Raw genomic sequence first — 26,065 nt, 5'->3', positions numbered from 1 at the left:
TAAATTCCATAGGTCATTGGTAATGATTTAATATTATGGCTAATTTAGGTGCTGGGTGAATACATCCCTGTAGGCTCTAGCCAGCTCCATGCTGGCCCCTCACCTAGCGTTAGGTGAGGGGCCGAACACCCGGTGCCTCCTCAGGCACTGCCGAAATTTGATGTACGAAAGTTATACCATTAACGACACGCATGCAATTGGATTTCATCATAAATAAATGGGCTGTCTGGCCACCTTTGTCGCCTGAGCAAGATAGCGCCGCCCAATGGCTTTCCGACATATCCCCCATGCTGAAAAGGCGCTTGACACCGCTGGCTAAGACCGTATTCTGTACCGTTGCTCAGTGCCTTGACGAAGACGGCATGGTGCCTGCGGTATTCAGTTCCGCTCACGGCGAATTGGCTAAATCCTTGTCGATGATGGAAATGCTCGAGGTCGGCGAGGAAATCTCGCCGACCGGGTTTAGCCTGTCGGTCCACAATGCCATTGCCGGTTTGTTTTCGATGGCCTGGAAAAACAAGCTGCAATGTACCGTGCTCGCTCCCGGCGAGGAAGGCATGGCGCCCGCATTTATTGAAGGATTAGGCTTACTTCAAGAAGGCGCGGAACGGGTGTTGTTGGTGTTTTACGATGAACCCTTGCCCGCCTTTTATCCGTCTTCTCCTTATCGATTGTCTTCGGATTCGAGCTGTGCGCTAGCATTGATGATTGCAAAAAGCGGCACAGGACAAGCGTTGACACTATTTTCTTCAGCATTAATCGGAAACGACGGCGAACAACCGGTACAATTGCCGGCCTTTATTCGCTTTTTGACCGAGCCGCAGACTCGACTGACCTTCTGCATGCCGCGCCGGAGTTGGAGTTGGGAAAAACGTTACGACTGACGTTATCCTCGATTTTGGCGGCAACCGCTATTGATATAATTTTTAGAGAAATGTATGAGCAGTTTGGAAAATGAATTAAAAAAATTGATTATCGAGTCACTCGATTTGGAGGATATCGGCGTGGATGATATCGATAGTCACGAAGCTTTGTTTAACGACGGCTTGGGGCTGGACTCGATCGATGCCCTGGAACTGGGCCTCGCGATTAGAAAAAAATATAATATCCGGATCGATTCGGAAAAAGACGACGTGGTTAATATTTTCGCGTCGGTCGCCGCGCTGGCTGAATTTATTGATTCCGAGCAGAGGGCAGCATGAACAATCGCGATGACATTCTGCAAATGATCAGGGACATCATGCAGGAGATGTTCGAGATAGACGCGGAAGACGTGACGCCGGAAGCCCGTCTTTATGAAGACCTCGATTTCGACAGCATCGACGCGGTCGACATGATTGTCAAACTCAAGGAATTGACCGGCAAGGCCGTGAAACCGGAAGATTTCAAGAACGCACGCACCGTAGGCGATGTCGTCGAAGCCGTCGATAAACTGATCCATATCTAATGCGCAAATGGCTTAACGGCGTCATCGGTGTCTTGATGCTGTTATATCCGCTGGCCGTTTATTTCGGCATTCAATCGGTGCAGCCCTGGCAGATTGCCATGTCCTTGGCCACGCTGTTGCTCGTGCGCCTGGTTTGCGGACGGACTACCGGCGCGGCCAATCAAGGCTTGGTCATCGCCGCGCTACTGTTTTGCGGCCTGGCCGTCTGGAATAATAACGAGATCACCCTGCGTTTTTATCCTGCTTTGGTGAATCTGGGCTTGCTACTGGTGTTTGCGTCGAGCCTGTATTTTCCGCCGCCGGTGATCGAACGGCTGGCGCGTCTTCAACATCCCGATTTGCCCCCTCAAGGCGTGCTTTACACCAGAAGGGTCACCCAGATCTGGTGCGTGTTTTTTTTACTGAACGGATTGATTGCCGCCGCGACCGCGCTGTGGTGCAGTTTTGCCTGCTGGAGCCTGTATAATGGCCTGCTGGCTTATGTGTTGATGGGGTTATTGATGGCGATCGAATATTGGGTGCGAATCAGGACGCAGGATCATGCGCGTTGAACCGATTCCGCTGAGCCGCTGCGCATTACCCGCGCATCCCGAACGGACGGTTGCCGCGCATGCAGGACAACTGTTGGACCGGCAACGCTTCTGCGCCGATGTCGCTGCCGCGGTCTCAGCATTACAGCATCAAACACCGCCTTGCTATGCCCTGTATCATGAAGACGCCTACCTGTTCGCGGTGCTGCTCTTTGCCTTGTGGCATGCCGGCAAAATAGTCGTCATTGCCGGCAATAACTGTCCGGCGACCGCCGATGAACTGGCCGGGCAAGGCTGCGCATTGATCGGTGCCTGGCAAGGGCGCGAATCGCCATTGGCCAGCCCTGCCGAAGTAAACATCGAATTGCATGCTCTGAGCCCGGCCGATACGCAATTGACGCTTTTTACCTCCGGTTCGAACGGCAGACCTAAGGCCATCGTCAAGACCTTGCCGCAATTGCAACGCGAGATCGATGCCCTGGAAGCCCAGTGGGGCCTATTGTTGGGAGGGTCGGCGGCGGCCGCGACCGTCAGTCATCAGCATATTTACGGATTGTTGTTCAGATTGTTATGGCCGCTGGCGTCGGGGCGCTGTTTTCACAGCCAGCTATTTTTGAGTCCAGAGCCGATGTTGAAAGCCTTGGCCGGCCAACCCGCCTATTGGGTCGCGAGCCCCGCGCAATTGAAAAGGCTCGATGAATTGACTGAATGGGATCAATTAGCCGGGTTCAGCGCCATTTTCAGTTCGGGCGGGCCGCTTCCGCCCGAGGCCGCAGCGCAAATCGAGCGGCTTTGCGGGCAGCGGGTCATCGAAGTCTACGGCAGTTCCGAAACCGGCGGGATTGCGTGGCGCTGCTCCGCTCAAGATACGCGATGGACGCCCTTTGCCGGTATCGGATTCAGTCGGGGCGAGGATGGACGCTGTTTGTTGACATCGCCGTATTTGCCCGATGCAAGTGCCTATCCGATGGATGACCGGATCGAACTGCACGGCGACGGACGCTTTAGCCTGATGGGCCGGCTCGACCGCATCGTCAAGGTGGAGGAAAAACGTTTGTCGTTGGACGCATTGGAAAACGCCTTGACTCAATCCGATTGGGTCGAGCAGGCGCACTGTTTGCTGCTCAGCAACCGGCGGGACCGTGTGGCGACCGCTATCGTGTTGACCGAAAGCGGCTTGGATGCGCTACGCCGGCAAGGCCGTGCGGCCGTATTCAAGTCATTGCGGCGGCAATTGCAACGAGCCTTCGAATCGGTGGTATTGCCGCGTAAATGGCTATTCTTCGACAGCTTGCCGATAACCCGACAGGGTAAAATCGATCATGCCTTGCTTCGGCAATTGTTCGCGTTGGACTCGGCCAAATATCCGCAATTGCTATACTGCCAGATCGCCACCAACAGCGCCGAACTGGAATTTCGCATTCAGCCCGAACTGGTCTATTTCGACGGTCATTTTCCGGGCATGCCGATTCTACCAGGCGTGACGCAATTGGCTTGGGCCGAGCATTACGGCAAGTTGTTTTTTTCGATCGAGCAGCCTTTTCTGACAATGGAAGCGGTCAAATTTAAAAAAATCATCCTACCGGATGCCTTGATCAAGATGACGCTGGAATGGCGAGACGAGACCTGTAAGCTCTATTTCGATCTGAGTTCGGTCAGCGAATCGCATAGTTCTGGACGGATGGTGTACGGAGCACGCTCATGAAGGTTTGCGTCATTATCCCGGTTTACAATCACGAAGACGCGGTCGGCACGGTCGTCGAGCAATTAAAACCCTACGACCTGCTTTGCTATCTGATCAACGACGGCAGCACGCCGTCCTGCACTTCGGTGTTGAAGCGATTGGCGGAACGTGAGCAGGATTGGATCGTGTTATACGAACGCCCAGAAAACGGCGGCAAAGGCGCGGCGGTCATCGACGGTTTGCGCTTGGCGATAGCCGATGGCTTCAGCCATGCGCTACAAATCGATGCCGACGGACAGCACCGGCTCGAGGACATCGATCGTCTGCTGAAGGTAGCCGAACGACACCCAAACCGGCTGATTCTCGGCAAGCCTCGTTTCGATGACACCGTGCCTAAGGGCCGCTTGTACGGTCGTCAATTCACGAACCTGTGGATTTGGATCAATACGCTGTCGCTTTCGATCGCCGACGGCATGTGCGGTTTTCGCTGCTATCCGCTCGCGGCGGTCGATCCCTTGCTGAAATCGACCCGAATGGGCCTGCGCATGGACTTCGACATCGAAATCGCCGTGCGTCTCTACTGGCAAGGCATCGATGTGCTCAATGTCGAAACCGAAGTGCGCTACCCGCTGGACGGCGTTTCTCATTTCGACATGCTGCGCGATAACCTATTGATTTCGAGAAAACATGCGCAATTGTTTTTCGGCATGCTGATACGCCTGCCGCGCTTATGGATGAGGCATTGGCGATGAAGCATTGGGCCAACATGGAAGAGCGCGGCGTCATCTGGGGCATGCAGTTGCTGCTCAAGGTCTATCTGTTATTCGGACGCAAGGTGCTGCAAGTGTTTTTATATCCGGTGGTCAGTTATTACTGGCTGCTCAACGGTAAGGCGCGTGCTGCCAGTATCGATTATTTGCGCCGCGTGTCGGCTTTTTTGCCCGCGGACACGATACGAGGCGGACGCTACGGCAGTTATCTGCATTTCATCGCTTTCGCGAATGCGATCATCGATAAGCTGGCTGCCTGGAGCGGCGCGATCTCGTTGAACGATGTGGAATACCATGGCAGAGACGCGATCGTCAGTCATCTTGAACACGGCCAAGGCGTTTTGATCCTGGGTTCACACCTGGGCAATATGGAAGTGTGCCGGGTCATCGCCAAGCTGCGCAAAAACGTCACTGTTAATGTCTTGGTGCATACCAAGCATGCCGAAAAATTCAATGCGCTGTTAAACCGTTATGCCGAATCCGGGCGCATGAATCTGATTCAAGTCACCGAAATGAACGCCGCGACCGCAATGCTGCTGCAAGACAAAATCGAAGCCGGCGAACTGGTCGTGATCGCCGCCGACAGAATTCCGGTCACAGGGCAAGGGCGTGTAATCAATGCGCGCTTTCTGGGCGCAATAGCAAAGTTTCCGCAAGGGCCATACATCTTGGCTTCGCTGCTGAAATGTCCGGTCTATACCTTGTTTTGCTTGAAGCGTCAGGGCAAGCAAGCGATTTATTTCGATCATTTCAGCGACGGCCTGAATCTACCGAGAAAACTTCGCGAAGAGCGTGCCAGGCGTTATGCTCAGGACTATGCCGACCGCTTGCAGCACTATTGTCTGCTGGAACCGCTGCAGTGGTTCAATTTTTACGATTTTTGGCAGAATGGAAATGATTAAGGGGCGATGTGATAGGATGCTCCCTTGCTTAGCCCCTCGACAACCCTGGCTAAAATTAAGAGAAGGTAATCATTATGCCTAAAATCACCGATTTGTCGCAACTCGACACTAAGCAAACCTATAGCTATGCCGATTATTTGACCTGGCAAATCAAAGAAACCGTCGAATTGATCAAAGGCAAAGTCATGATGATGTCGCCCGCACCGAATGTCCTGCATCAACGTATCGAAAGAAAACTACTGGTCGGCATCGACCTCCATTTGAAAAATAAGCGATGCGAAATTTTTCCGGCACCTTTCGATGTGCGTTTATACGATAGAAAACAATCCGTGCTGAGTAGTCAGGAAATTTTTACCGTCGTACAACCGGATTTATGCGTCATTTGTAATCCTGAAATCTTGGATAAACAAGGTTGCAACGGCGCGCCGGATTGGATTATCGAAATTCTCTCTCCAGGCAATTCCAAGCGGGAGATGCAAATCAAATATCAGCTTTATCAAGAATGTGGCGTACAAGAATATTGGTTGGTTTACCCTGAACAACAAGCGATTCATCAGTTTGTTCTCGATGCTGAAGGGCAGTATCGGCTTAAAGCCATGTTTGCCGATAAGTCGGCATCATCTTATCTATTTCCTGACTTATCAATCGATTTAATTGATCTTTTTGCTAGCCGCTAATGACTAAACGAATCGTAATCGTCGACGGACAAGACTTGACGATCGAAGATATTGTCGCGGTTGCGGACCGCTCGCATCGACTCGAATTGAGCGATGCGCCGGCCTTCGTCGCGCGCATCGACAAAGGCGCTGAATTCATCGAAACGCTGCTGCGCGAGGAAGGCTTCGTCTACGGCGTCACGACCGGTTACGGCGATTCCTGCACCGTGTCGATCCCGCTGGACAAGGCCGGCGACTTGTCGCGCCATCTTTATACCTTCCACGGTTGCGGCCTCGGCGCGCATTTCGACGAACAACAAACCCGCGCGATCATGGCGGTGCGTTTGAACAGCCTTGCACGGGGTTTTTCCGGCGTGCGTTACCGCTTGCTGCAACAGATAGCCGAATTACTGAAACATGATGTGCTGCCGTTGATTCCGCAGGAAGGCTCGGTCGGTGCCAGCGGCGACTTGACGCCGTTGTCTTATCTAGCGGCGGTTCTGGCCGGTGAGCGCGAAGTAATCTTTCGCGGCGAGAAGCAGGAAGCCGCGAAAGTGCTGGCAACATTGGGCATCGCTCCGTTGACGCTGAAACCGAAGGAAGGCCTCGCGATCATGAACGGTACGGCGGCGATGACGGCGTTGGCCTGCCTGGCCTATCAACGCGCGGCCTATTTGTCGCAATTGTGCACACGCATCACCGCGCTGGCGTCGGTCGCGCTGAACGGCAACGCCTATCATTTCGACGAAAAATTATTCTCGGTCAAGCCGCATGCCGGGCAAATCAAGGTCGCGGCGCGTATTCGAGGCGACTTGCATGTCACCGAACAGACGCCGCGCAACGATACGCGCCTGCAGGACCGCTATTCGCTACGCTGCGCGCCGCATGTGATCGGCGTCTTGGAAGACGCGCTGCCGTGGCTACGGCAATTTATCGAAAACGAATTGAACAGCGCGAACGACAACCCGATTATCGACGCCGAAGGCGAGCATGTCTTGCACGGCGGACATTTTTACGGCGGTCATATCGCGTTCGCGATGGACAGCTTGAAAACGGCGGTCGCGAATCTGGCCGACCTGATGGACCGGCAGATGGCGCAATTGATGGACACCAAGTTCAATCACGGCTTGCCGGCCAATCTGTCCGGCGCGAGAGGCGACGAGGCGATGCTGAATCACGGTTTCAAAGCCGTACAAATCGCCGTGTCGGCCTGGACCGCCGAAGCGCTTAAATTGACGATGCCGGCCAGCGTGTTTTCGCGTTCGACCGAATGCCACAATCAAGACAAAGTCAGCATGGGCACGATTGCCGCGAGAGACTGCGTGCGCATCATCGAATTGACCGAGCAGGTCGCGGCGGCCGTTTTGATCGCCGTCATCCAGGGCGTTGAATTGCGCGGGGGACGGTCGGGTTTGAGCGCCGGTCTCAAGCATACGCTGCAACAAGTGAGGGCCGAGATCGGTTTTCTCGAAGCCGACCGAGCATTGGAACGGGAATTGCGCCTCTGTCTGCAATTGATCCGCGACCGGCATTGGGTTCTGTATGACTAAGGCCATCGTCTCCTGTGAAGTCGAAATCGAGGTGCCATTTTTCGATGTCGACCTGATGGAAATTGTCTGGCACGGCCATTATCTAAAATATTTCGAAATCGCCCGTTGCGCACTGCTCGATAAGATCGATTACGGCTATATGCAAATGCGCGAATCCGGCTATGCCTGGCCGGTCGTCGATGTGCGCGTCCGCTATGCGAAACCAGCGAAGTTCGGTCAAAAAATCATCGTGCATGCTGAATTGACCGAATGGGAAAACCGCATGAAAATCAATTATCTGATTCTCGACAAACAAACCGGCGCGCGCTTGACGCGCGGCTATACCTACCAAGTCGCGGTCGAGATCTCCGGCGGCGAAATGTGCTACGAATCGCCGCCGGTATTGTTGGAAAAATTGGGACTTAACGCATCGTGAAGGACTATGATGTCATTGTGATCGGTAGCGGCATCGGAGGCTTGACTGCGGCCGGCTTGCTCGCGAAATCCGGTAAGTCGGTGTTGGTACTCGAAAGCCATGACCGGCCGGGTGGTTATGCGCACGGATTCAGGCGCAAAAAATACCGTTTCGATTCCGGCGTGCATTTGATCAGCGGCTGCGGCCCTGACGGTTACCGGGGCGGACAAATCATCTACAAGGTGTTACAGGCGCTCGATGTCGAACATAGTATCGAATTCATCAACATAGACCCATTCAGCCATGCCCGTTATCCGGATTTGGACACCGCTTTGCCGCAGTCGGTCGAGGCGTTTTGTGAACGGTTGGGACGGCTGTTTCCGGAAGAGCAGCAGGGTTTGCGCGACTTGACCCGTTTATGTCTGCAGGTGGCCGAAGAAATTACCGTCGCCGATGAGATCATAGCCGGAACGAACCTAGCCGAGGCACAACGCTTGCTGCCAGCCTTATGCAAATACCGCAAAGCAACCCTGGCCGAAGTGGCGCGGAAGTTCATCGCCAACCCGAAATTACTGGGGCTCTTCGCAAGCAATTGGCCTTATCTTGGCCTGCCGCCTTCGGAAGTCTCATTTGTCTATTGGTCGACGATGTTGATTGGCTATATGGTCGACGGCGCTTATTACTGCAAGGGCGGTTTCCAGCATTTGGCAGATACGCTGGTCGACGGTCTCGCACAGCACGGTGGCGAGATCCGCTTCAAATCGCCGGTCGATAAAATTCTGATCGAAAACGGAAGGACTGCCGGTGTCGAGGTAAAAAACGAAAAGTTTGCCGCGCCGGTCGTGATCGCCAATGCCGACATCCGGCATACGGTTTGCGAGATGATCGGCGAACAGCATTTTCCGACACGCTATATTCAACGCATCAAAAAAATGCAGCATTCTTTGTCGATTTTCGCGGTCTATATCGCGACCGATATCGATCTCATCGCGCAGAAATTGGCTCACGAGTCGTTTTGTTTCCAAGACTTCGACCATGAGAAGAATTTTGCCGCGACCTGCAACGGCGAGATTACTTGGCTCAGTATCACCGCTCCGACGCTGGTCGACCCGAATCTGGCCCCGCCAGGTCAGCATCTTTTGATGCTAACGACCTTGCTGCCTTATCAAGCAACGGACTCTTGGCAACAGGCCAAACCGGGCTATATGGATGCGATGCTAAAACTGGCTGGAAAGTATATCGCCGGGCTCGAGGATCATGTCTTGTTTATCGAAGGCGGGTCTCCGGCGACGATGCGCCGCTACACGCAAAATTTTCAGGGCGCGGCTTACGGCTGGGACGTTTCGCCGAGCCAAGTCGGCCCCGCGCGCCTACCCAATCAATCGCCGCTGCCGGGACTGTATTTCGCCGGCCATTGGACTTCGCCTGGCGGCGGCGTATACGGCGTAAGTGTATCCGGCGTGCAGGCCGCACAAAAAGTGTTGGGAATTAGACAGCAAGCCGAGTTCTGGCGATTGATCGAAACGCTTGGGCAAACATAGAATTGCCGCTACCTTACTGTTATTAAACTAGGCTATGTTCGCGTTAGCAGTTGAAACAGTTCTCCTTCCTACTAAATAAACCATTTTGGAACTAGTCAATGATTGTTTTCCAATACACTGAGCGTGGAAGAGGGTACGATTACTCGCTTGACAGGACGCCGTAAATACGTCCATGTAGGCTTGACGGCGGCTTTCCCTGCCGCCGACACCTGTCAATCGAGCAACCGTACCCTCCTTTCAACCATTAGCGCGATATTGAAAAAAGGAAAGTTATTCAGAGTTGTATCCTTGGGTTTCATGTTGGCTTTAAATTCAAAAGTATCAACTATTAACGAGAACATAGCCTTAAGCTAAGCCGTTCGTTATGAACCTGTCGAACCATGGACTGCTTAATTTAGGATTTCGTGAAAAATAACTTCCTGGAGCTATGAGTTTTGTAGCGACCGCCACCTTCTAACCGCTAACCGACATTATTCTCCTTGATATAGCTGATCCACCGTTAAATGTACGGCCGGCAGAAAGTGCTCCCGAAAATAATCGACCTCCGGTAAATCGATCTTGTTGAGTCGTATTTCAATGTCGTCCATAGCGTCTTTAAACTCGAAATTGCCGGCCCGAGTCTCTTCGACGCATTTGACATAGGCGCTGATCGTATCGGCAGCCTTGACCAATTCGGAAATCGACTCCTCGCAAGATTCGGTGACATAGTTATACAGGTCGTCTTTTAACGCATCGGGCAAGGTATCGACTAAGGCCTGCGAGGCGACCGACTCGATGTCCTTATAATGATTTAATATTCCGGAATTGAATTTTTTGATCGGCGTCGGCAAATCTCCGGTAATACTTTCGTGCGCGTCATGATAAAGCGCGGCCAAGACAACCTCGCCGGGGTCGATCGCCCCGCCGAATAGCTCGTTTTTGATGGTGCATAATAAATGCGCTATCACGCAAACATCGAATGAATGTTCCTTGACGTTTTCATTGATCGAATTACGCTTAAGTCCCCAACGTTGAATATATTTCAAACGATTGATGGTAGCGAAAAATCCCGACATGATTGTGGCTCCGTAGCAAAATTACGTAACTTATTCTAACGATAAAATATCGCGGATAATAATATACTTTGCGAGGCCACATTCGCTCGAAGTTTAACCATACTCCCTTTTGGTCGAAAAACCGTCTAAGAATAAAAAGTATGGGATGTGTCTATCGAGGACCGCCGTTCACCCAGCACCTAAATTATCTCAGATAGTTAACCATAGCCAATGGACTATGGAATTTAGGTGCTGGGTAAACCCATCCATGGAGGCTTGACGGCAGCAATCGAACGCTAGGGATGGCGTGAATGCAGATTTTGCAGGAGCAAAAATCTGCCCTGCTGCCGACATCCTCGCTAGCCACACCCATACCTTCATAAAGTTAACTAATTTTTGAGTTAAAGGGAGTAATAGATTAAATTTAGGCGCTTTATTTATTTGCGAGAATTCGCAGGACAAAAAAAAGCCGGAGCGTAAAGCTCCGGCAAAACAACACACGAGGTAAAAAAGGTAACGAGGGGAGAGAATTAATCGCGAATACGGCGATTGGAAAACATGATGCTAAACATCGCGGCCGAGGCAAATATCATTGCTGAAACGATAAAAGCTCCGGAAATGAATCCGAAAATTCCGATAATAAACATCAAACCGAGCGCGACATCTTTCTGAAAATCAGTCATTTCGCAATATCCTAGTGAAAAGGTATGAATTAGTGGGATTGAGGACAACTATACCTAGTTACCTTTGTGTTAACAATAGACATAATAATTGATAGATTGTTTCTTATTACGCAATAAAAGAGATTTAGCTCATTCTTTGTTTAGTTTGAGAGTTCCTTCTGCGCTTCTGGCCGTCATTTCCCGACAGACATAACTGCCTTTTTTATCTGCCAAAGCATAATTAACCCAGCCGTTACAACCAAGGCTGGGTACATCTTAGCGCCAAAACTTTTATTTGCACTATGTTTTCAATGCCTTGTGGGTAGCCGATGGAAAAGCTTACTGCCATTAAGTTAAGGAAACTCCGTCATTCCGCCACCTGATTAGCAAGATGCTTCAGCTTACCGAAGTCAAGTGTCCGAGCAGGGGCTAGTCGTAGTCGCAAAAACTAAAATATGCTGTTACCCAAGCTCCAGCTTGGGTAACCTGTTCAGGAAGCTCTAGCTTCCCGACAATCAAGAAAGATTGAACGAGCGAGTCGGGGTTGATTGAGAATGTGCGGAGGTTGTGTCGGTCTCAGGAAGCTCTTGCCCTGAGCCCTTCGGCTGCGCTCAGGAGAGCCTTGTCGAAGGGGGAGCTTCCGGGGGGGCTTTCCCAAGCTGGAGCTTGGGAAAGAGCGTGATGTGGGTTGGCCGTTTTAGCTTGACGCGCATGGCTTGCGAACCCCGTCCTGCTATGGACATGCTGATCTTTGAGCTTTAGCTGAAGAAGCTTACTAATCAGTAAGATTTATGAGTTTTTATTTTTTCTCTTTAAGCAGATCCCTAATCTCGGTTAATAGTTGTTCTTCCTTGGAAGGCTCCGGCTCAACTTCCGGCGCTGCCGCCTCTTGCTTCTTAAGCCTGTTAATAAATTTGACTGCAATGAAAATTGCAAAAGCGACGATAGTAAAGTCGATTAATGCTTGAATGAATTTACCGTAACTTAATGTGACGGCTTCTGCACCTTCCGTGGCTTCCTTTAGCACAATAGCCAGATCGGAAAAATCTACTCCCCCGATCAAAACGCCGATTGGAGGCATGATAATGTCACCGACAAATGAGGAAACGATTTTACCGAATGCAGCTCCGATAATAATACCGACCGCCATGTCGATTACGTTTCCCTTAACCGCAAATTCCTTGAACTCACTTAAAATACTCATAGTAAAACTCCCCAAAAGTTAGAATTGTTATTGTTGTTCTTGCCATAGAAGTCCACTCCAATACCATCCCTTATTAATGAGATCGAGGTTACGTTCGTCTCACCGATACTCCAAGTCAGTACGCCCTGAACTCCCTCATGGGAGAGCAGTATTTTTCGCCGATAAATGTCTTTTGGCCTTGCCTATTTCCGCTTTGACTCTCCTTAACCCAAAAGTGCATCGATATCCTCTCCGTGGATCACTTCTTTTTCCTGAAGAATTTCGGCAAGCTGATCCAAAATGTGCCGTTTAGCAGTCAAAATATCCATTGCGCGCTCGATTCCCTCATCGACCAGCGCCTTGACTTCGGCATCGATCAGCTTAGCGGTTTCCTCGCTGTAATTGCGATATTCGGTCCCTTCGGTTTCGAGAAATTGCAGTTGTTGACGCTTGCCGTAAGTCAACGCACCGAGTTTGGCGCTCATGCCCAAATAACACACCATGGCCCGAGCAATTTCACTGGCTTTTTCCAAATCGTTTTGCGCGCCGGTCGACACATTGCCCAATGCGATCGCTTCCGCCATGCGCCCGCCCATCAAAATCGCAATTTGATCTTTAAGTTCGGCATCGGTGGATAGAAATTTTTCCTCGACCGGAAGTTGCAACGTAAAACCCAAAGCCGAAACACCGCGCGGAATGATCGACACCTTGTGAATCGGCTGACCGGTGGGTACATGCTTCGCGACCAATGCATGGCCTGCCTCGTGGTAAGCAACGCGGCGTTTTTCCTCGGGTCCCAGCGCACGCGATTTTTTCTCGGGACCGGCCAAAATACGGTCGATCGCCGCTTCGAAGTCTTCCATGCCAACATTATCATGATTGACGCGCGCCGCTAGAATCGCGGCTTCGTTCGCGATATTCGACAAATCGGCGCCGACCAATCCCGGCGTGCGTTTGCCGACGACGGTCAAATCGACGTCGGAAGCAAGCTGCATTTTCGCGGTATGCAGTTTGAGAATTTTGACACGGTCTTCGAGGTCCGGTTTGTCGACAATAATCTGCCGGTCGAAGCGCCCGGCGCGCAGCAAGGCTTTGTCGAGAATTTCCGGACGATTGGTCGCGGCCAATACGACCACCCCCGATGAAGGATCGAAACCGTCCATTTCGGTCAGCAATTGATTGAGCGTTTGCTCCCGTTCGTCATGGCCGCCCATCACCATCGGACCGCCGCGCGAGCGGCCGATCGCATCGAGTTCGTCGATAAAGATAATACAAGGAGCTTTTTGGCGAGCCTGTTCGAATAAATCGCGAACTCGTGCGGCACCGACGCCGACGAACAGTTCGATAAATTCCGAACCGCTAATGTTGAAAAACGGCACGCCGGCTTCGCCCGACACCGCTCGCGCCAGCAAGGTTTTCCCGGTACCGGGTGGGCCGACCAACAATGCGCCTTTCGGCATACGGCCGCCGAGTTTTTGAATTTTTTCCGGGGCTTTAAGAAATTCGATCGACTCCTTCAGTTCCTGCTTCGCACTCTCGCTACCGGCAACATCGTCGAACGTAATTTTCGGTTGCGTTTCCGGATGTATCTTGATTTTATTACCGATATTCAAAAAGCCGCGTCCGGCCGGTCCACCGCCGGCCATGCGCCGAAACAGCCAGGACCAAATCGCGACTAAGATCAGCATCGGAATGATCCAATTGAATAGTATATTGCCAAGCCAACTTTCTCCGCTTCTAACGACATAATCGACATCGTGTTCGGCAAGCGTCTCTGCGAGATGTTCATCCCACAGAGGAATAGTCATGAAGTGTTGGGGAGAATCAGACGGTTCGTCGGGTTTTATCAGGCCGGTAATCGTTTTTTCGGTGACCACGGCACGCTGGATTTTGTTATTCTTAACCAATTCGAGAAATTGGTTGTAGGGTAGTTCGTCTTTTTGCAGTTCGTTAGCCTGATTGAAGATAGACAAAATCATCAACACACCCAGGCCAATCAACAAATAGCGTGTCAATTTTTCGCTCTTATCGGGCTTTTCCGGCGCATTGATTTCCTTTTCCGGATCGGGCTTGAATAATGTCCGATAAAGACCGGTCAACGCCGTTTTGAGCGACTTCAGTAATTGAATCAGAAAACCGGTTAATATTTTCAGGAAATTATCGGAATTTTGTTTGTCCATAGTGATGACCTCGAAAAACGGACGAAATGGTTTAACCCTCTATTTCCCCATATTACCACTCAAATAATAACGCTCAATTTATAAAAATTAGCGTTTTTTTGTATAACCGATGAGGATGCCAGTGCAATCTATTCTAATCTTAACAAGATATGCCGTTTTTTTAAGTCTTTTATCGCTTGGCTTCAGCGTTTCGGCACTCGGCGCAAGCACACTGCAGATGCTAAGACCGGCTTCTGCGCTCACGGCCAATGATTTAGTTGTTATTGTCAATGAAGCCGATCCACTTAGCGTTAAGATTGCCGACTATTATGGACGCAAAAGAGGCATTCCGAACAAACAAATTGTTCGCGTTCGTTTCGACCCGGCAATGAAAGTCATGAAGCCGGAGCAATTCGAAGCGATCAAGGCCGAAGTCGATGCGCAGACACCGGACCATGTTCAGGCATTCGTGTTGACTTGGCTGCAGCCGTTCCGGGTCGACTGCATGTCGATTACCACGGCATTCGCTGCCGGCTACAACCAACAGTTCTGCGCCAAAGGTTGCCTAAATACCCGCAAAAGTCCCTATTTCGCTTCGGAGAGCGCCAAACCCTTCAAAGATTATCAATGGCGCCCCAGCATCATACTCGCCGGCAGAAATTTTGAAGAAGCTAAAAAATTAATCGATAGAGGTATCGCCGCCGATTATACGCATCCCAAAGGATCGGCCTATTTGCTGCTAACCAATGATAAGGCACGCAGCTCGCGTGCGGCATTATTTCCGAGGATAAGCGAGAGTTTTAATGGTACATGGCCGGTTAATTTCCTTAAGCGCGAATTCATCAAGGACAAGTCAGATGTGATGTTTTATTTTACCGGCCTAACACATGTTCCGCACATACAAGATAATCGTTACCCGCCCGGAGCCGTTGCCGATCATTTAACATCGACCGGCGGCGTATTAACCGGCAGTAAGCAAATGAGCATCATCGAGTGGATTGAGGCCGGCCTCACCGGAAGCTATGGAGCCGTAGTCGAGCCGTGCAATTTTCCGGAAAAATTTCCACACCCCGGTGTACTGATGTTTTATTATCTTAGAGGCAGCACGCTAATTGAGTCCTATTGGAAAAGCGTGGCACGGCCCGGTCAAGGTATTTTTATCGGCGAACCGCTTGCTAAACCGTTTGCCTACCCTGCAAAAAAGTTTTAGTGTGAAAAGCATTAAAGCCTACCGAGATTAAACATGATACCGATACGAGACGATAACCCCACCGTTCGCCCTCCCGTGATCACGATCGTAATCATTGCTGCGAATATCGCGGTATGGCTATTGCTACAAGGTGCGGGCGTAGAGGCTGCATTGGTTAAGTCGCTGTGTCATTACGGCTTGATTCCGGGTGAATTATTGAATACGGTGCCTAAGGGCATGACAATTCAAGTGACTGCGAACTACGGCTGTATTCTGAGCGGCGAAACCGGCAATAGCACTCTGTTGACCCATGCCTTTTTGCACGGCAGTTGGTTTCATTTAATCGCCAACATGTGGTTTTTATGGATTTTCGGCGATAACGTCGAGGATGTGATGGGTAGCTTTCGCTTCGTGGCATTTTATTTGCTGTGCGCGCTCGCCGCGGCGGGGGCTCAAATTTATAGCAATCCGGGAGCCGCGATACCTATGGTGGGCGCGTCAGGTGCGATCGGCGGCGTCATGGGCGCTTATGCCCGCTTATATCCGAGAGCACGGGTACACACGATCATTCCGATTGGCTTTTATATCACTTCGTTTTCCGTTCCCGCCGGCTTCATGCTGGGTTATTGGTTTTTGATTCAATTGTTGAGCGGCATTCCGGCAATCGGCGATGAAGCCGGCGGTGTCGCCTTTTGGGCGCATGCAGGCGGTTTTATCGCAGGACTGATTTTAATCAAGCCGATGCACCGCCCGGACTATCTAGCCGAACATAACGCGCTAATGGCTAGCCGTCGACCCGAAGACCGGTTTTGATTCGTTACCATTTTGTCATTTTAGATTTTCAGGATAAATAGATTTATGCAACAAGCAGAAGCATTAACATTCAACGCCGACGATTTTTTGGCCTGGGAGGAGTCCCAAACCGAGAAGCACGAATACATTACCGGCGAAATCTTCGCGATGGTCGGCGCGCGGCGCGAGCATGTCTTGGTGAGCCTAAATTTAGCCTCTTCGCTAAAACAGCGATTACGCGGAACGCCCTGCCAATCCTACATGGCCGACATGAAACTGCGGGTCGAGTCGGCCGACGCATTCTTCTATCCCGATGTCATGGTGACGTGCCATCCGGAGGACCGCAAGGCCGAACAATTTTTAGCCCATCCGACGCTCATCGCAGAAGTCTTGTCCGATTCCACGGCGGCATTCGACCGAGGCCATAAATTCGCCGCGTACCGCAGTTTGGAGTCGCTCAAGGAATATGTCATTGTCGATATCGACGCGCTACGGGTAGAGTGTTATCAGCGAACTTCGGACAACGAATGGCTGCTGCATGATTACACCGGCCAACAAGATTGCCGATTTTCCAGTCTCGAATTAACGATTCCGCTCGCTGAAATTTTTGAGGATGTTCTTGCGGATTAAGCATTCATCACCCTTGATCGACAAGCAAACGATAATTCATCCAACCAGCCGTTTATACCTTTCGCACTTCAAACTTCGGCAGTGCCTGAGGAGGCACCAGGGTGTGCGGCAAAGGCTTTGCCAGCATGGAGCTGGCATAGAGCCTACAGGGATGTATTCACGGCGTCCTTTGACGGACACCCTGGTGCCGAATTTTGATCTGCGATGGGTATAAATAAACCATTACTGTTTAGCACGGCTTTGGCACTCGCGGTCTGGCTTGCTTGGTATGCCTATAGCTCGCCTGATAGCCTATCGATCATCGAAGAATATTGGACCGTCACTTTGACGATGGTCTTCGGTTCGTTCATCGCCGGCGCGACCAGCGAAGGCGGCGGGGCGGTCGCTTTTCCTGTGTTCACGAAAGTACTGCATATCGCCCCGCTCGATGCGAAGGTGTTTTCATTGGTGATTCAAAGCGTCGGCATGACCGCCGCGTCGTTGACGATTATCGCACTGCGGGTTCCGGTGGCCTGGCCGGTCATTGCTTGGGCCAGTTTGGGTGGTTTGGCCGGCGTTTCGATCAGTTCGGCGGCATTGGCGCCCTTGTTGCCGCCCGCTCTATTAAAAATGCTGTTCACCGCGATGATCGCCGCTTTTGCATTGCCGTTGACGATCTTGACTTGGCAAAAGCGACTGCATAATGACACGCTGCCGTTTTTCGGCGCGCGCGAAAAAGCCATTATGCTGTTGACCGGAACCGTCGGCGGCGGCATGACCGGCTTGGTCGGTAGCGGCATCGATATCATTTGTTTTTCGGTGATGGTGTTGTGGTTCCGTTTATCGGAAAAGGTGTCGACGCCGACTTCGGTGATCTTGATGGCGGTCAATGCGCTGGCCGGATTTGCGCTACATGGGTTCTTGCTGGATAGCTTCACCGCGACAGTAGAGCGTTACTGGCTAGCGGCAGTGCCGGTCGTCGTGATCGGCGCGCCGCTTGGCGCTTTTTGCTGTACTAAGCTGAATAGCCGGTCCATTGCCGTCATCTTGATCCTTTTGATCCTGGTCGAGTTGCTCAGCTCGCTGATATTGATTCCATTAACTGCTAATATTATCGGCATCAGCCTGACGGTTTTCGTCATTTTTTTGTGGTTCTATTATCGAATGGCCCGGTCGGCGCGTTACCGGCCGGCTTGTGAAAGAGGAGAAGAATAATGATGCGTACGACTACTTACGGTTTATTTTTATTAATACTATTTTCGCTGACCTCCTGCACCAGGGCCATCAAGCCCGAAGCCCTCCCGTCACATATCTCATTGGGGGACACCTATTACACGCAATTCGTGATGCGTTACGAAAAAGACGTCCATCCGACGACCAATTACCGGCGCGGCGCGTCGATTCCGGTCAATACCCCGGTTAGGCTATTGAAAATGACCAATAAAACGATCGAAGTCGAGGTCGATAATTCCAGCCAGCATTTGACGATAAAAAATGTTCAAAAACATACCGGAGATGACGTCTATCAGGCCTTCGATAAATTATTCGCGCCAAATAAGATCGATTTATCAAGGTTCAACGCCTTGGAAAAGCAACATATTCAAAACGGCACGGTAGCCAAAGGCATGAGTAAGGACGCAGTAATAGTCGCGATCGGTTACCCACCGATCACCGAAACACCGAGCTTGGACGGCAATCGCTGGGTTTACTGGAGCCACCGTTTCAATCGCTTCAATGTGCATTTCAAAGACGGCAAGGTGAGTTGGGTCGAGGAATGATTATGAATACATTTGAAATCAACAAAATGACTACGACAGAACGTCTTGAAACCATGGAGGCAATTTGGGATTCCTTGGTTCGTGACGAAACTGAAATCGACATGCCCGGCTGGCACGGAGACATTCTCGACGAAAGACGCTTGCGTATTGAACGAGGCGAAGCAACGTTTTTTTCCCTTGACGAGCTAAAATCCGGAAATGGTCGGTAAATGCCAATTATTCGCATACTGGACGATGCCGCCAAGGATCTTGAAGAGGGAAGAGTTTTTTACCAAAAACATGGAGTCGGCAACTATTTTTGGGATAGCCTTCTGTCCGTTATCGAATCATTGCTAATACACTCAGGTGTTCACCTAAAGGAATACGGTTATTACCGAATGCTGGCAAAACGATTTCCTTATGCAATTTATTACGACATTCGATTCAACTTCATTGATATCATCGCTGTCTTGCCTATACGCAGAAACCCTTTATGGATCCAGGCGAAAATGAGTGGCAGGCGCTAACGCCATTTTTGTTTTTTCCTACTATATATATCCTTTTTCGACATGATCGCCCTCATAAAAAGCATTATCGCCACCGGCTTGTTTCTATCCTATCCGTACCTGGTTTACCGGGGGATCGAAAGCGGCATGGTCTGGCTGGCGCCGGCTATTTTTTCCGGCCTCTATCTGATGCGGGCGTTGGCCGCGCCCAGCCTGAGAGTCAAAATCTACAAAGGCCTGTTCGCGCTGGCCTTGCTGTTGGGCGCGTATTATCTGCAAACCGTCACCGCGAAAATATTGCCGGTATTGATTCAACTCATGTTGATGGGCGTTTTCGGGCGGACTTTGCTGAAAGACAAGGGACCGCCGTTTATCGAAAGCTTCGTAAGGCTGGAATTCCCTGAGATTCCTCCCGAAATCCTGGTCTATTGCCGTCAATTGACTTTGCTCTGGACCGGATTTTTCGCATTCAATGCCGCGATGTGTACAGTCTTGGCAATCTGGGGCAGCGATTTTTGGTGGACGCTCTATAACGGCGCATTGATCTATGCGATGATCGGCGCTCTGATGATCGGAGAATACATTTATCGCCATTTCCGCTTTCCCGGCCTAGGCATCCCCGACCCGCGCTCGACGATTAAAACGATGATCGTCAATGGACGTAGAATCTGGATGGATGCGCAGGCGCGTTAATGAAAAAACCTAACATAACCTCATTTTGCTCAACATTTGTTTTGCTACTGCCGTTCTTTTTATCGGCAAAAGCTGCCCATGCCGTCGATACCGAGTGGAAAGTCATGCAAAGGATGCAATCAAATACCGCGGTTCGAATCGCCTATCAAGAGACCCGCACGCTGGAACTCATCGACCAACCTTGGCAAGGCAGCGGTTATCTGTACTCGCAGGCGCCGGATTTGATGATCAAGGAACAATTGCGACCGGAGCGGGTCTTGATGGGCATCAAGGGCGACCGGATGTTCTATTTCGATCCGGCGGCTAATATGCGCCATCGCGGCGAGCTGGACGCGGCCAATCCGCTAAGCTTGCATATCGCCTTCTTCAATGCCTTGGTCAATGCCGATGTCGCCTTGCTGCACAGAGTCTACCGCGTCGATTTCGACGCCCGGGAGCAAGACTGGCTGATGACGCTGAAGCCCAGGCGGGGCGACCGATCCGGATTGACTGTCGTTATTTCCGGCCCGCCTGGACAACAAGCCGAGCGTATCGAAATCAGACAGGATGACGGTGATTTCAGCGAATTTTTGTTGAGCAAGGATGCCGAAGGCGAGACGATCGAAACCGAAGTGAATCGCTTGTATAAAGAATTGCTGGGGAACTGATTTGCCGAAGCTACGCAATAGCCTGTTTTATCTGTTGCCGCCATTGCTGACACTGTGGGTGGCATTAACGGTCGAATTCAAGACCGACCTTTCCGCTTTCATCATCGCCGGCGACAATGCCGAGGAACTGCTGCTCGCGAGCGAAATGCAGTCCGGCGCATTGTCGCGGCGTTATTTAATTTCGGTCGGCTCGGATACAGGCGAACCGGTCACCGGCGCTTTCATCAAGATGCTGCAAGAACGCTTGAACACCATCGACGGCGTGCTCGAAGTCTGGTCGCCCGAACGACAAAACCAAAACATCGAAGCGGTGCAAGCACTATATCGCGATTACGCCGGCGCGCTCTACAGTCTTACCCCGGAATCGGACTTGGCGGAGCTGTTCACGCCGCAAGGCTTGGCGCAACGCGCCGAGTTTTTGAAACGAGCGCTCTTATCTCCGCAGGGCGCGATGATCAAAAGCATCGCCTTGCAAGATCCCTTGTTATTGACGCTGAACGGCTTTAGCACCGTCGGCGCGCAAATGCAACAAGCCGGCATCACCAATACGCAATACCGGAATTTGATCCTGGAAACCGAGATGCCCGGATTGGACGCGCCGCGACAAAGCCGAATTCAGGCGGCAATCGAACAAACCTTCAAAGAACTGATGCAGGGGCGCCCGGAATCATGGCGACTAGAAATGACCGGCGTGCCGGTATTCGCGGTGGCAACGCAACAATTGATTCAGGGCGATATCGTCCAAATCAGCATTCTGTCTTCCATTGCTTTAATGGCACTGTTTCTGCTGCTATTCCGCTCGTTCGGCGCATTGCTGCAAGTATTCACCTTATTAATTATCGTGATCCTGAGCGCGATATTGAGCACCGCCTGGGTGTTCGGTTATGTGCACGGCATGACCATTGCGATCGGCTCCACGCTGATCGGTATCTGTATCGACTACCCGATACATGCGATTGCGCACGCGCAAACGGTTCGCGTCGAGGACAAGACCGCAGCAATTATTAGAATCTGGCCTAGCCTGTTACTGGGCGGCATAACGACCTTGGTCGGTTATACGGCCTTAGGCGCGTCCGGCTATCCGGGATTTCAACAAATAGCGGTCTATGCCGGCACCGGCATCATTGTCGCTTTATTGTTGACTCGCTTCATTCTGCCGGGCTTGGTCGCGGGCGGCGACCGCAGAACCTTAAGGGTTCCGTTGGTCTCGCGTTGGGCAAACTTCTGCGCGCGTTTTCGGCCTTGGCTATTGACGGCATTGTTGGTGTTACTGGGCTCATCGCTATTCGCCTTGCCGTCGTTACGCTGGCTCGAAGACATGCAGGATCTAACGCCGGAACTGGATTATCTGAAAGAAAACGACAAACGGATCCGGGCGCGCATGGTCAGCATAGAGCCGGGGCGTTTCGTGCTAATTACCGGGCAAGACATCGAAACCGTACTGCAAAAAGCCGAGCAAGTTTATCCTGTGTTGGAGCGACTGAAACGACAAGGCGAACTGAACGAGTATTTCGGCCTATATCCGTGGCTGCTGTCGGCAACGCAACAACAACGGAATCAAGCGCTATTGCAAGACTCTCTGACCGACGAAAATCTAAAGCTTTGGCAACAAGCTTTGCGGGAGCAAGGCTTGTCGGTCGAGCGGCTAGGCCGATTCGGCTATCACAAACAGGACGCGCTGACATTAAAGCAGGTATTCGAAACACCGGTCAAAAGATTGATCGACAGCCGCATCATCAGCACGGAGCGTCAAAGCGTCGTGATGATCTGGCTGGCTGAACATGACCCCGAAGCGCTCCGGGCGGCGCTAGCTACGATAGAGGATGCGCGCTATTTCAGCCAGCGCGACCTGCTCAACGACATGACCCGCGACTATACCGAGCGTGCGCAAACTTTGCTGGCGGTCGGATTAGTCATCATTGTCCTGCTATTGGCCGTGCGCTACCGAAGCCTGGTAAAAACGCTGCAAACCCTATTGCCGGCGGTACTGGCGGCGCTGTTCATTTTAAGTCTCTGGTCGCTCGGCGGCGCGGCGATCAGTTTTCTGCATTTGGTCGGTTTTCTGCTGGTCGTCGCAATCTGCGTCGATTACGGCATTTTTTACCAGGAAAACCGCGGCGGCAATATCAAACTAACCTATCAAGCGATGGCCGCCTCGATGTCGACCAGCGCGTTGGCTTTCGGCTGTCTGGGTACGGCCGAGAGCACGTCGCTTAGAATTCTGGCCGGCGTCGTCGTGCTCGGCGTGCTGCTGGGCTTTTTGTTTTGTCCGCTGATTATCAAGCACCGGGAAGGCGCTTGATGATACGGTAAAAAACAACATCCCCAAATGGCTTCCACGCTAGGCTGTCGTAATTTACCGATTTTCAAGATATTTTGAGCGCCGTAGGGCACGCATCGCGCACCTTTCCACGATAGCGAACCCGGCGAGATGTCCCGACCCAGGTGCGCGATGCGCACCCTACAACTGGCGTTTTATAACCTATGCTCACCAACAATTTCCAAGATTTTTTGAGATTAAAAAGTGGGAACACAGAATTTAGCTAAAATGGATTTTTTCGACAGCCTACTTCCACGCTCCGCGCTCGTCGTTATCTAGTCAAATTTCGGCGCCGGGGCGCTCGGGCTAATGGTTTGAATGACACGCATCAGAAGCCTTAGGATTTCGTGATAAATAACGTCTTTGAACTATGCGCTTTGTTGAGGGTTCGGTAACTCGCTTGGCAGGACGCCGTGAATACGTCCGTGTAGGCTTGACGGCGGCTTTCCCTGCCGCCGACACCTGCCAATCGAGCAACCGAACCCTCCGTAAAATGGGGAAGTTATTTACGACCCAATCCTTAAAAAAATTGAACAACATCTGAAATGAATCAGTTCCCGATGAAACCGGGCACTCAAAGGAAAAAAATGGACCACAGTGTACACAATAAGCTGATCTCGTTTATCTGGAATATCGCCGACGACTGTCTGCGCGATGTGTACGTTCGCGGCAAATACCGTGATGTCATTCTGCCTATGGTCGTATTGCGTCGGCTCGATACCCTGCTTGAGCCAACCAAAGAAGCGGTGCTTGAAGAAGTAAAATTTCAGAAAGAAGAAATGCAAGCCACAGAGTTGGACGACGAACCGTTAAAAGCCGCCAGTGGCTATGTGTTTTATAACACGTCCAAGTGGACGCTAAAGTCACTCTTCAATACCGCAACGAACAACCAGCAAATCTTGCTGGCAAACTTTGAAGAATACCTGCTCGGTTTCAGCGACAACGTCAAAGAAATCATTGAATGCTTTAACTTGAAGTCTCAGATTCGCCACATGGCGTCAAAGCAAGTGCTGCTGGATGTCGTCGAAAAGTTTGTCTCGTCTTATATCAATCTAACGCACGAATCCGTTGAAGATCCGGATGGCAACAAAATGCCGGCATTGACCAACCTGGGCATGGGTTATGTGTTTGAAGAGCTGATCCGCAAATTCAACGAAGAAAATAACGAAGAAGCGGGAGAACACTTTACACCCAGGGAAGTGATTGAACTGATGACCCATTTGGTCTTTGACCCGGTAAAAGACCGGCTTCCACTGACCATGACTGTCTACGACCCGGCTTGCGGCAGTGGCGGTATGTTGACCGAATCGCAAAACTTCATCGAAGAAAAATACCCGAACGACAATCGTGATGTGTATCTCTATGGTAAAGAGATCAACGACGAAACCTACGCTATCTGCAAATCCGACATGATGATTAAGGGCAATAACCCGGAAAACATCAGAGAAGGCTCAACCCTGTCTACCGATGAATTTGCCGGTACCAAGTTCGACTTCATGCTGTCCAACCCTCCCTACGGCAAAAGCTGGGCCGGTGAACAGAAGCACATCAAAGACGGTAGTGATGTGATTGACCCGCGTTTCAAAGTAAACCTGAAAGACTACTGGGGCAATGAGGAAGTGGTTGATGCCACGCCTCGCTCCAGTGATGGCCAGCTGCTGTTCCTGATGGAAATGGTCAGCAAGATGAAAGACCCGGCCGGAAGCCCGCTCGGCACCCGTATCGCCTCTGTTCACAATGGTTCGTCACTGTTTACCGGCGATGCCGGTGGTGGCGAAAGCAACATTCGCCGTTACATCATCGAAAACGATAGGCTGGATGCCATCGTGCAATTACCGAATAACCTGTTTTACAACACCGGTATCACCACTTATATCTGGGTTTTGAACAACAACAAACCCGAATCACGCCAAGGTAAGGTGCAGTTAATCGACGCCAGCCTGCTGTTTCGCAAACTGCGCAAAAACCTGGGTAACAAAAACTGCGAATTTGCCCCCGAGCACATTGAAGAAATCACCCATACCTATTTGGCCTGCGCCGAAGTTGAACGCCAACTCAACGACAACCAAGACCCCATTGGCCTGGCCAGCAAGGTGTTTAACAATGCCGACTTTGGCTATTACAAAGTCAGCATTGAGCGCCCTGACCGGCGCAAAGCGCAATTCACGCCAGAGGCCATCGCGCCGCTGCGCTTTGATAAAGCCCTTAGCGAAGTAATGGAGTACCTTTACCAAGAACACGGCGAGCGCGTCTACGACGCCGGCTTTTTAAAATCCATCGACAAAGCCATTCTCAGTTGGTGCGAAGACAACGACATCAGCCTGAACACCAAAGCCAAAAGCAAATTACTCGATGTGAAACACTGGCTATCACTGCAAGCCCTTCACCGCGTCGCCACCGAGCTGATGGCCGCCATCGGCCAGGAGGAATACAACGACTACAACCCGTTTAAAGAATTAGTCGAAGCCCAACTGAAAGCGCAAAAAACCAAACTGAGCGCCTCAGAAAAAAACGCCATTTTAAACGCCGTGAGTTGGTATGACGACAGCGCCGCCAAGGTGGTGAAAAAAGTGGTTAAACTCAGTAACGACAAAATGACTGAATTGCTCGAACGCTACCAATGCACCGAAGCCGATTTACCCGATTTTGGTTATTATCCGCTCAAGGGCAATGAATTCATCACCTATGAAAGCAGCGCCGACCTGCGCGACAGCGAATCCATCCCGCTGACCTACCCAGCCAAGGGCGAACATTCCGCTATTCATCAATACTTTGTGGATGAAGTACAGCCCCATGTCGACGAAGCCTGGCTTAACCTCGATTCGGTGAAAATCGGTTATGAAATCAGCTTTAACAAATATTTCTATCGCCATAAACCGCTGCGCTCGCTGGAAGACGTTGCCGCTGATATTATCCAACTGGAGCAAAAAGCCGAAGGCTTGATTGCCCAGATTTTAGGAGTTTCTGGCTTCGACTCCGCTCAGCCAACGAGACACAACGCTCCCTGAGCCTAGCCAGCGGACATACCGTTCCTTGAGCC

The 26,065-nt window shown here is 51.2% G+C and carries 26 protein-coding genes; 22 read left to right on the top strand and 4 right to left on the bottom strand.

Annotation, left to right across the window (positions count from 1 at the left end):
* Positions 1-191 precede the first annotated feature (191 nt).
* The 11 genes from ACRJJO_RS15405 (at position 192) to ACRJJO_RS15355 (ending at position 9,474) form a co-directional block, all read left to right on the top strand.
* A complete protein-coding gene (locus tag ACRJJO_RS15405) occupies positions 192-884 on the top strand; it encodes a beta-ketoacyl synthase chain length factor (protein ID WP_431066562.1) in 693 nt (230 codons plus the stop codon).
* Between the two features lie 54 nt (positions 885-938).
* A complete protein-coding gene (locus tag ACRJJO_RS15400; protein ID WP_341326584.1) occupies positions 939-1,202 on the top strand; it encodes a phosphopantetheine-binding protein in 264 nt (87 codons plus the stop codon).
* A complete protein-coding gene (locus tag ACRJJO_RS15395; RefSeq protein WP_431066561.1) occupies positions 1,199-1,447 on the top strand; it encodes an acyl carrier protein in 249 nt (82 codons plus the stop codon). The genes ACRJJO_RS15400 and ACRJJO_RS15395 overlap by 4 nt, the downstream gene beginning before the upstream one ends.
* A complete protein-coding gene (locus tag ACRJJO_RS15390) occupies positions 1,447-1,998 on the top strand; it encodes a hypothetical protein (protein ID WP_431066560.1) in 552 nt (183 codons plus the stop codon). The genes ACRJJO_RS15395 and ACRJJO_RS15390 overlap by 1 nt, the downstream gene beginning before the upstream one ends.
* On the top strand, positions 1,988-3,682 hold the full coding sequence (locus ACRJJO_RS15385) for an AMP-binding protein (RefSeq protein ID WP_431066559.1): 1,695 nt from the start codon (positions 1,988-1,990) through the stop codon (positions 3,680-3,682). Before ACRJJO_RS15390 ends, ACRJJO_RS15385 begins: the two co-directional genes overlap by 11 nt.
* Positions 3,679-4,413, top strand: a complete 735-nt coding sequence (locus ACRJJO_RS15380) for a glycosyltransferase family 2 protein (protein WP_431066558.1) — start codon at positions 3,679-3,681, stop codon at positions 4,411-4,413. The genes ACRJJO_RS15385 and ACRJJO_RS15380 overlap by 4 nt, the downstream gene beginning before the upstream one ends.
* On the top strand, positions 4,410-5,333 hold the full coding sequence (locus ACRJJO_RS15375; protein ID WP_431066557.1) for a hypothetical protein: 924 nt from the start codon (positions 4,410-4,412) through the stop codon (positions 5,331-5,333). The genes ACRJJO_RS15380 and ACRJJO_RS15375 overlap by 4 nt, the downstream gene beginning before the upstream one ends.
* Before the next feature lie 74 nt (positions 5,334-5,407).
* A complete protein-coding gene (locus ACRJJO_RS15370) occupies positions 5,408-6,010 on the top strand; it encodes a Uma2 family endonuclease (protein ID WP_431066556.1) in 603 nt (200 codons plus the stop codon).
* The gene (locus tag ACRJJO_RS15365) at positions 6,010-7,539 is read left to right on the top strand and encodes an HAL/PAL/TAL family ammonia-lyase (RefSeq protein ID WP_431066555.1); all 1,530 of its coding nucleotides are present in this window, start codon (positions 6,010-6,012) and stop codon (positions 7,537-7,539) included. Before ACRJJO_RS15370 ends, ACRJJO_RS15365 begins: the two co-directional genes overlap by 1 nt.
* Entirely contained in the window at positions 7,532-7,954 is a 423-nt protein-coding gene (locus tag ACRJJO_RS15360; RefSeq protein ID WP_431066554.1) for an acyl-CoA thioesterase, read from the top strand. Before ACRJJO_RS15365 ends, ACRJJO_RS15360 begins: the two co-directional genes overlap by 8 nt.
* The gene (locus ACRJJO_RS15355) at positions 7,951-9,474 is read left to right on the top strand and encodes a phytoene desaturase family protein (protein ID WP_431066553.1); all 1,524 of its coding nucleotides are present in this window, start codon (positions 7,951-7,953) and stop codon (positions 9,472-9,474) included. The genes ACRJJO_RS15360 and ACRJJO_RS15355 overlap by 4 nt, the downstream gene beginning before the upstream one ends.
* 470 nt (positions 9,475-9,944) lie before the next feature.
* Here ACRJJO_RS15355 and yfbR read toward each other — a convergent pair whose 3' ends face one another.
* From yfbR to ftsH, 4 genes are all read right to left on the bottom strand, one after another.
* A complete protein-coding gene (gene yfbR / locus ACRJJO_RS15350; RefSeq protein WP_431066552.1) occupies positions 9,945-10,529 on the bottom strand; it encodes a 5'-deoxynucleotidase in 585 nt (194 codons plus the stop codon).
* Between the two features lie 509 nt (positions 10,530-11,038).
* Positions 11,039-11,191 (bottom strand): hypothetical protein, encoded by a 153-nt coding sequence (locus ACRJJO_RS15345; RefSeq protein WP_431066551.1) that lies wholly within the window; start codon positions 11,189-11,191, stop codon positions 11,039-11,041.
* A gap of 778 nt (positions 11,192-11,969) precedes the next feature.
* Positions 11,970-12,374, bottom strand: coding sequence for a large-conductance mechanosensitive channel protein MscL (gene mscL / locus ACRJJO_RS15340; RefSeq protein ID WP_431066550.1), 405 nt, complete (start codon positions 12,372-12,374; stop codon positions 11,970-11,972).
* A gap of 203 nt (positions 12,375-12,577) precedes the next feature.
* The gene (gene ftsH, locus ACRJJO_RS15335; protein WP_404358339.1) at positions 12,578-14,533 is read right to left on the bottom strand and encodes an ATP-dependent zinc metalloprotease FtsH; all 1,956 of its coding nucleotides are present in this window, start codon (positions 14,531-14,533) and stop codon (positions 12,578-12,580) included.
* Positions 14,534-14,654: 121 nt separating this feature from the next.
* On the opposite strand from ftsH, the gene ACRJJO_RS15330 reads away from it, so the two are divergent.
* The 11 genes from ACRJJO_RS15330 to ACRJJO_RS15280 all read left to right on the top strand — a co-directional run bounded on the left by ACRJJO_RS15330 (position 14,655) and on the right by ACRJJO_RS15280 (position 26,033).
* Positions 14,655-15,722, top strand: coding sequence for a TIGR03790 family protein (locus ACRJJO_RS15330; RefSeq protein ID WP_431066549.1), 1,068 nt, complete (start codon positions 14,655-14,657; stop codon positions 15,720-15,722).
* A gap of 33 nt (positions 15,723-15,755) precedes the next feature.
* Complete coding sequence (locus ACRJJO_RS15325; protein ID WP_431066548.1) at positions 15,756-16,514, top strand: rhomboid family intramembrane serine protease; 759 nt, start codon at positions 15,756-15,758, stop codon at positions 16,512-16,514.
* Positions 16,515-16,559: 45 nt separating this feature from the next.
* Positions 16,560-17,123, top strand: a complete 564-nt coding sequence (locus tag ACRJJO_RS15320; protein ID WP_431066547.1) for a Uma2 family endonuclease — start codon at positions 16,560-16,562, stop codon at positions 17,121-17,123.
* 204 nt (positions 17,124-17,327) lie between these two features.
* A complete protein-coding gene (locus tag ACRJJO_RS15315) occupies positions 17,328-18,317 on the top strand; it encodes a TSUP family transporter (protein WP_431066546.1) in 990 nt (329 codons plus the stop codon).
* A complete protein-coding gene (locus ACRJJO_RS15310; protein WP_431066545.1) occupies positions 18,317-18,880 on the top strand; it encodes a hypothetical protein in 564 nt (187 codons plus the stop codon). The genes ACRJJO_RS15315 and ACRJJO_RS15310 overlap by 1 nt, the downstream gene beginning before the upstream one ends.
* Positions 18,881-18,882: 2 nt before the next feature.
* Positions 18,883-19,089, top strand: coding sequence for an addiction module protein (locus ACRJJO_RS15305; RefSeq protein WP_431066544.1), 207 nt, complete (start codon positions 18,883-18,885; stop codon positions 19,087-19,089).
* Complete coding sequence (locus ACRJJO_RS15300; protein ID WP_431066543.1) at positions 19,090-19,386, top strand: type II toxin-antitoxin system RelE/ParE family toxin; 297 nt, start codon at positions 19,090-19,092, stop codon at positions 19,384-19,386.
* A gap of 42 nt (positions 19,387-19,428) precedes the next feature.
* On the top strand, positions 19,429-20,058 hold the full coding sequence (locus ACRJJO_RS15295; RefSeq protein WP_431066542.1) for a hypothetical protein: 630 nt from the start codon (positions 19,429-19,431) through the stop codon (positions 20,056-20,058).
* Positions 20,058-20,705: a LolA family protein gene (locus ACRJJO_RS15290; protein ID WP_431066541.1), complete on the top strand. Its 648-nt coding sequence runs from the start codon at positions 20,058-20,060 to the stop codon at positions 20,703-20,705. Before ACRJJO_RS15295 ends, ACRJJO_RS15290 begins: the two co-directional genes overlap by 1 nt.
* Before the next feature lies 1 nt (position 20,706).
* Positions 20,707-23,007 (top strand): MMPL family transporter, encoded by a 2,301-nt coding sequence (locus ACRJJO_RS15285; protein WP_431066540.1) that lies wholly within the window; start codon positions 20,707-20,709, stop codon positions 23,005-23,007.
* A 563-nt stretch (positions 23,008-23,570) separates the two neighbouring features.
* The gene (locus ACRJJO_RS15280) at positions 23,571-26,033 is read left to right on the top strand and encodes a type I restriction-modification system subunit M (RefSeq protein WP_431066539.1); all 2,463 of its coding nucleotides are present in this window, start codon (positions 23,571-23,573) and stop codon (positions 26,031-26,033) included.
* Positions 26,034-26,065 lie beyond the last annotated feature (32 nt).

The organism is Methylotuvimicrobium sp. (assembly GCF_050611805.1).
GTDB lineage: Bacteria > Pseudomonadota > Gammaproteobacteria > Methylococcales > Methylomonadaceae > Methylotuvimicrobium.
Note: the sequence above shows the minus strand (reverse complement) of the source record. Positions and strands in the feature narration are given on the sequence as shown.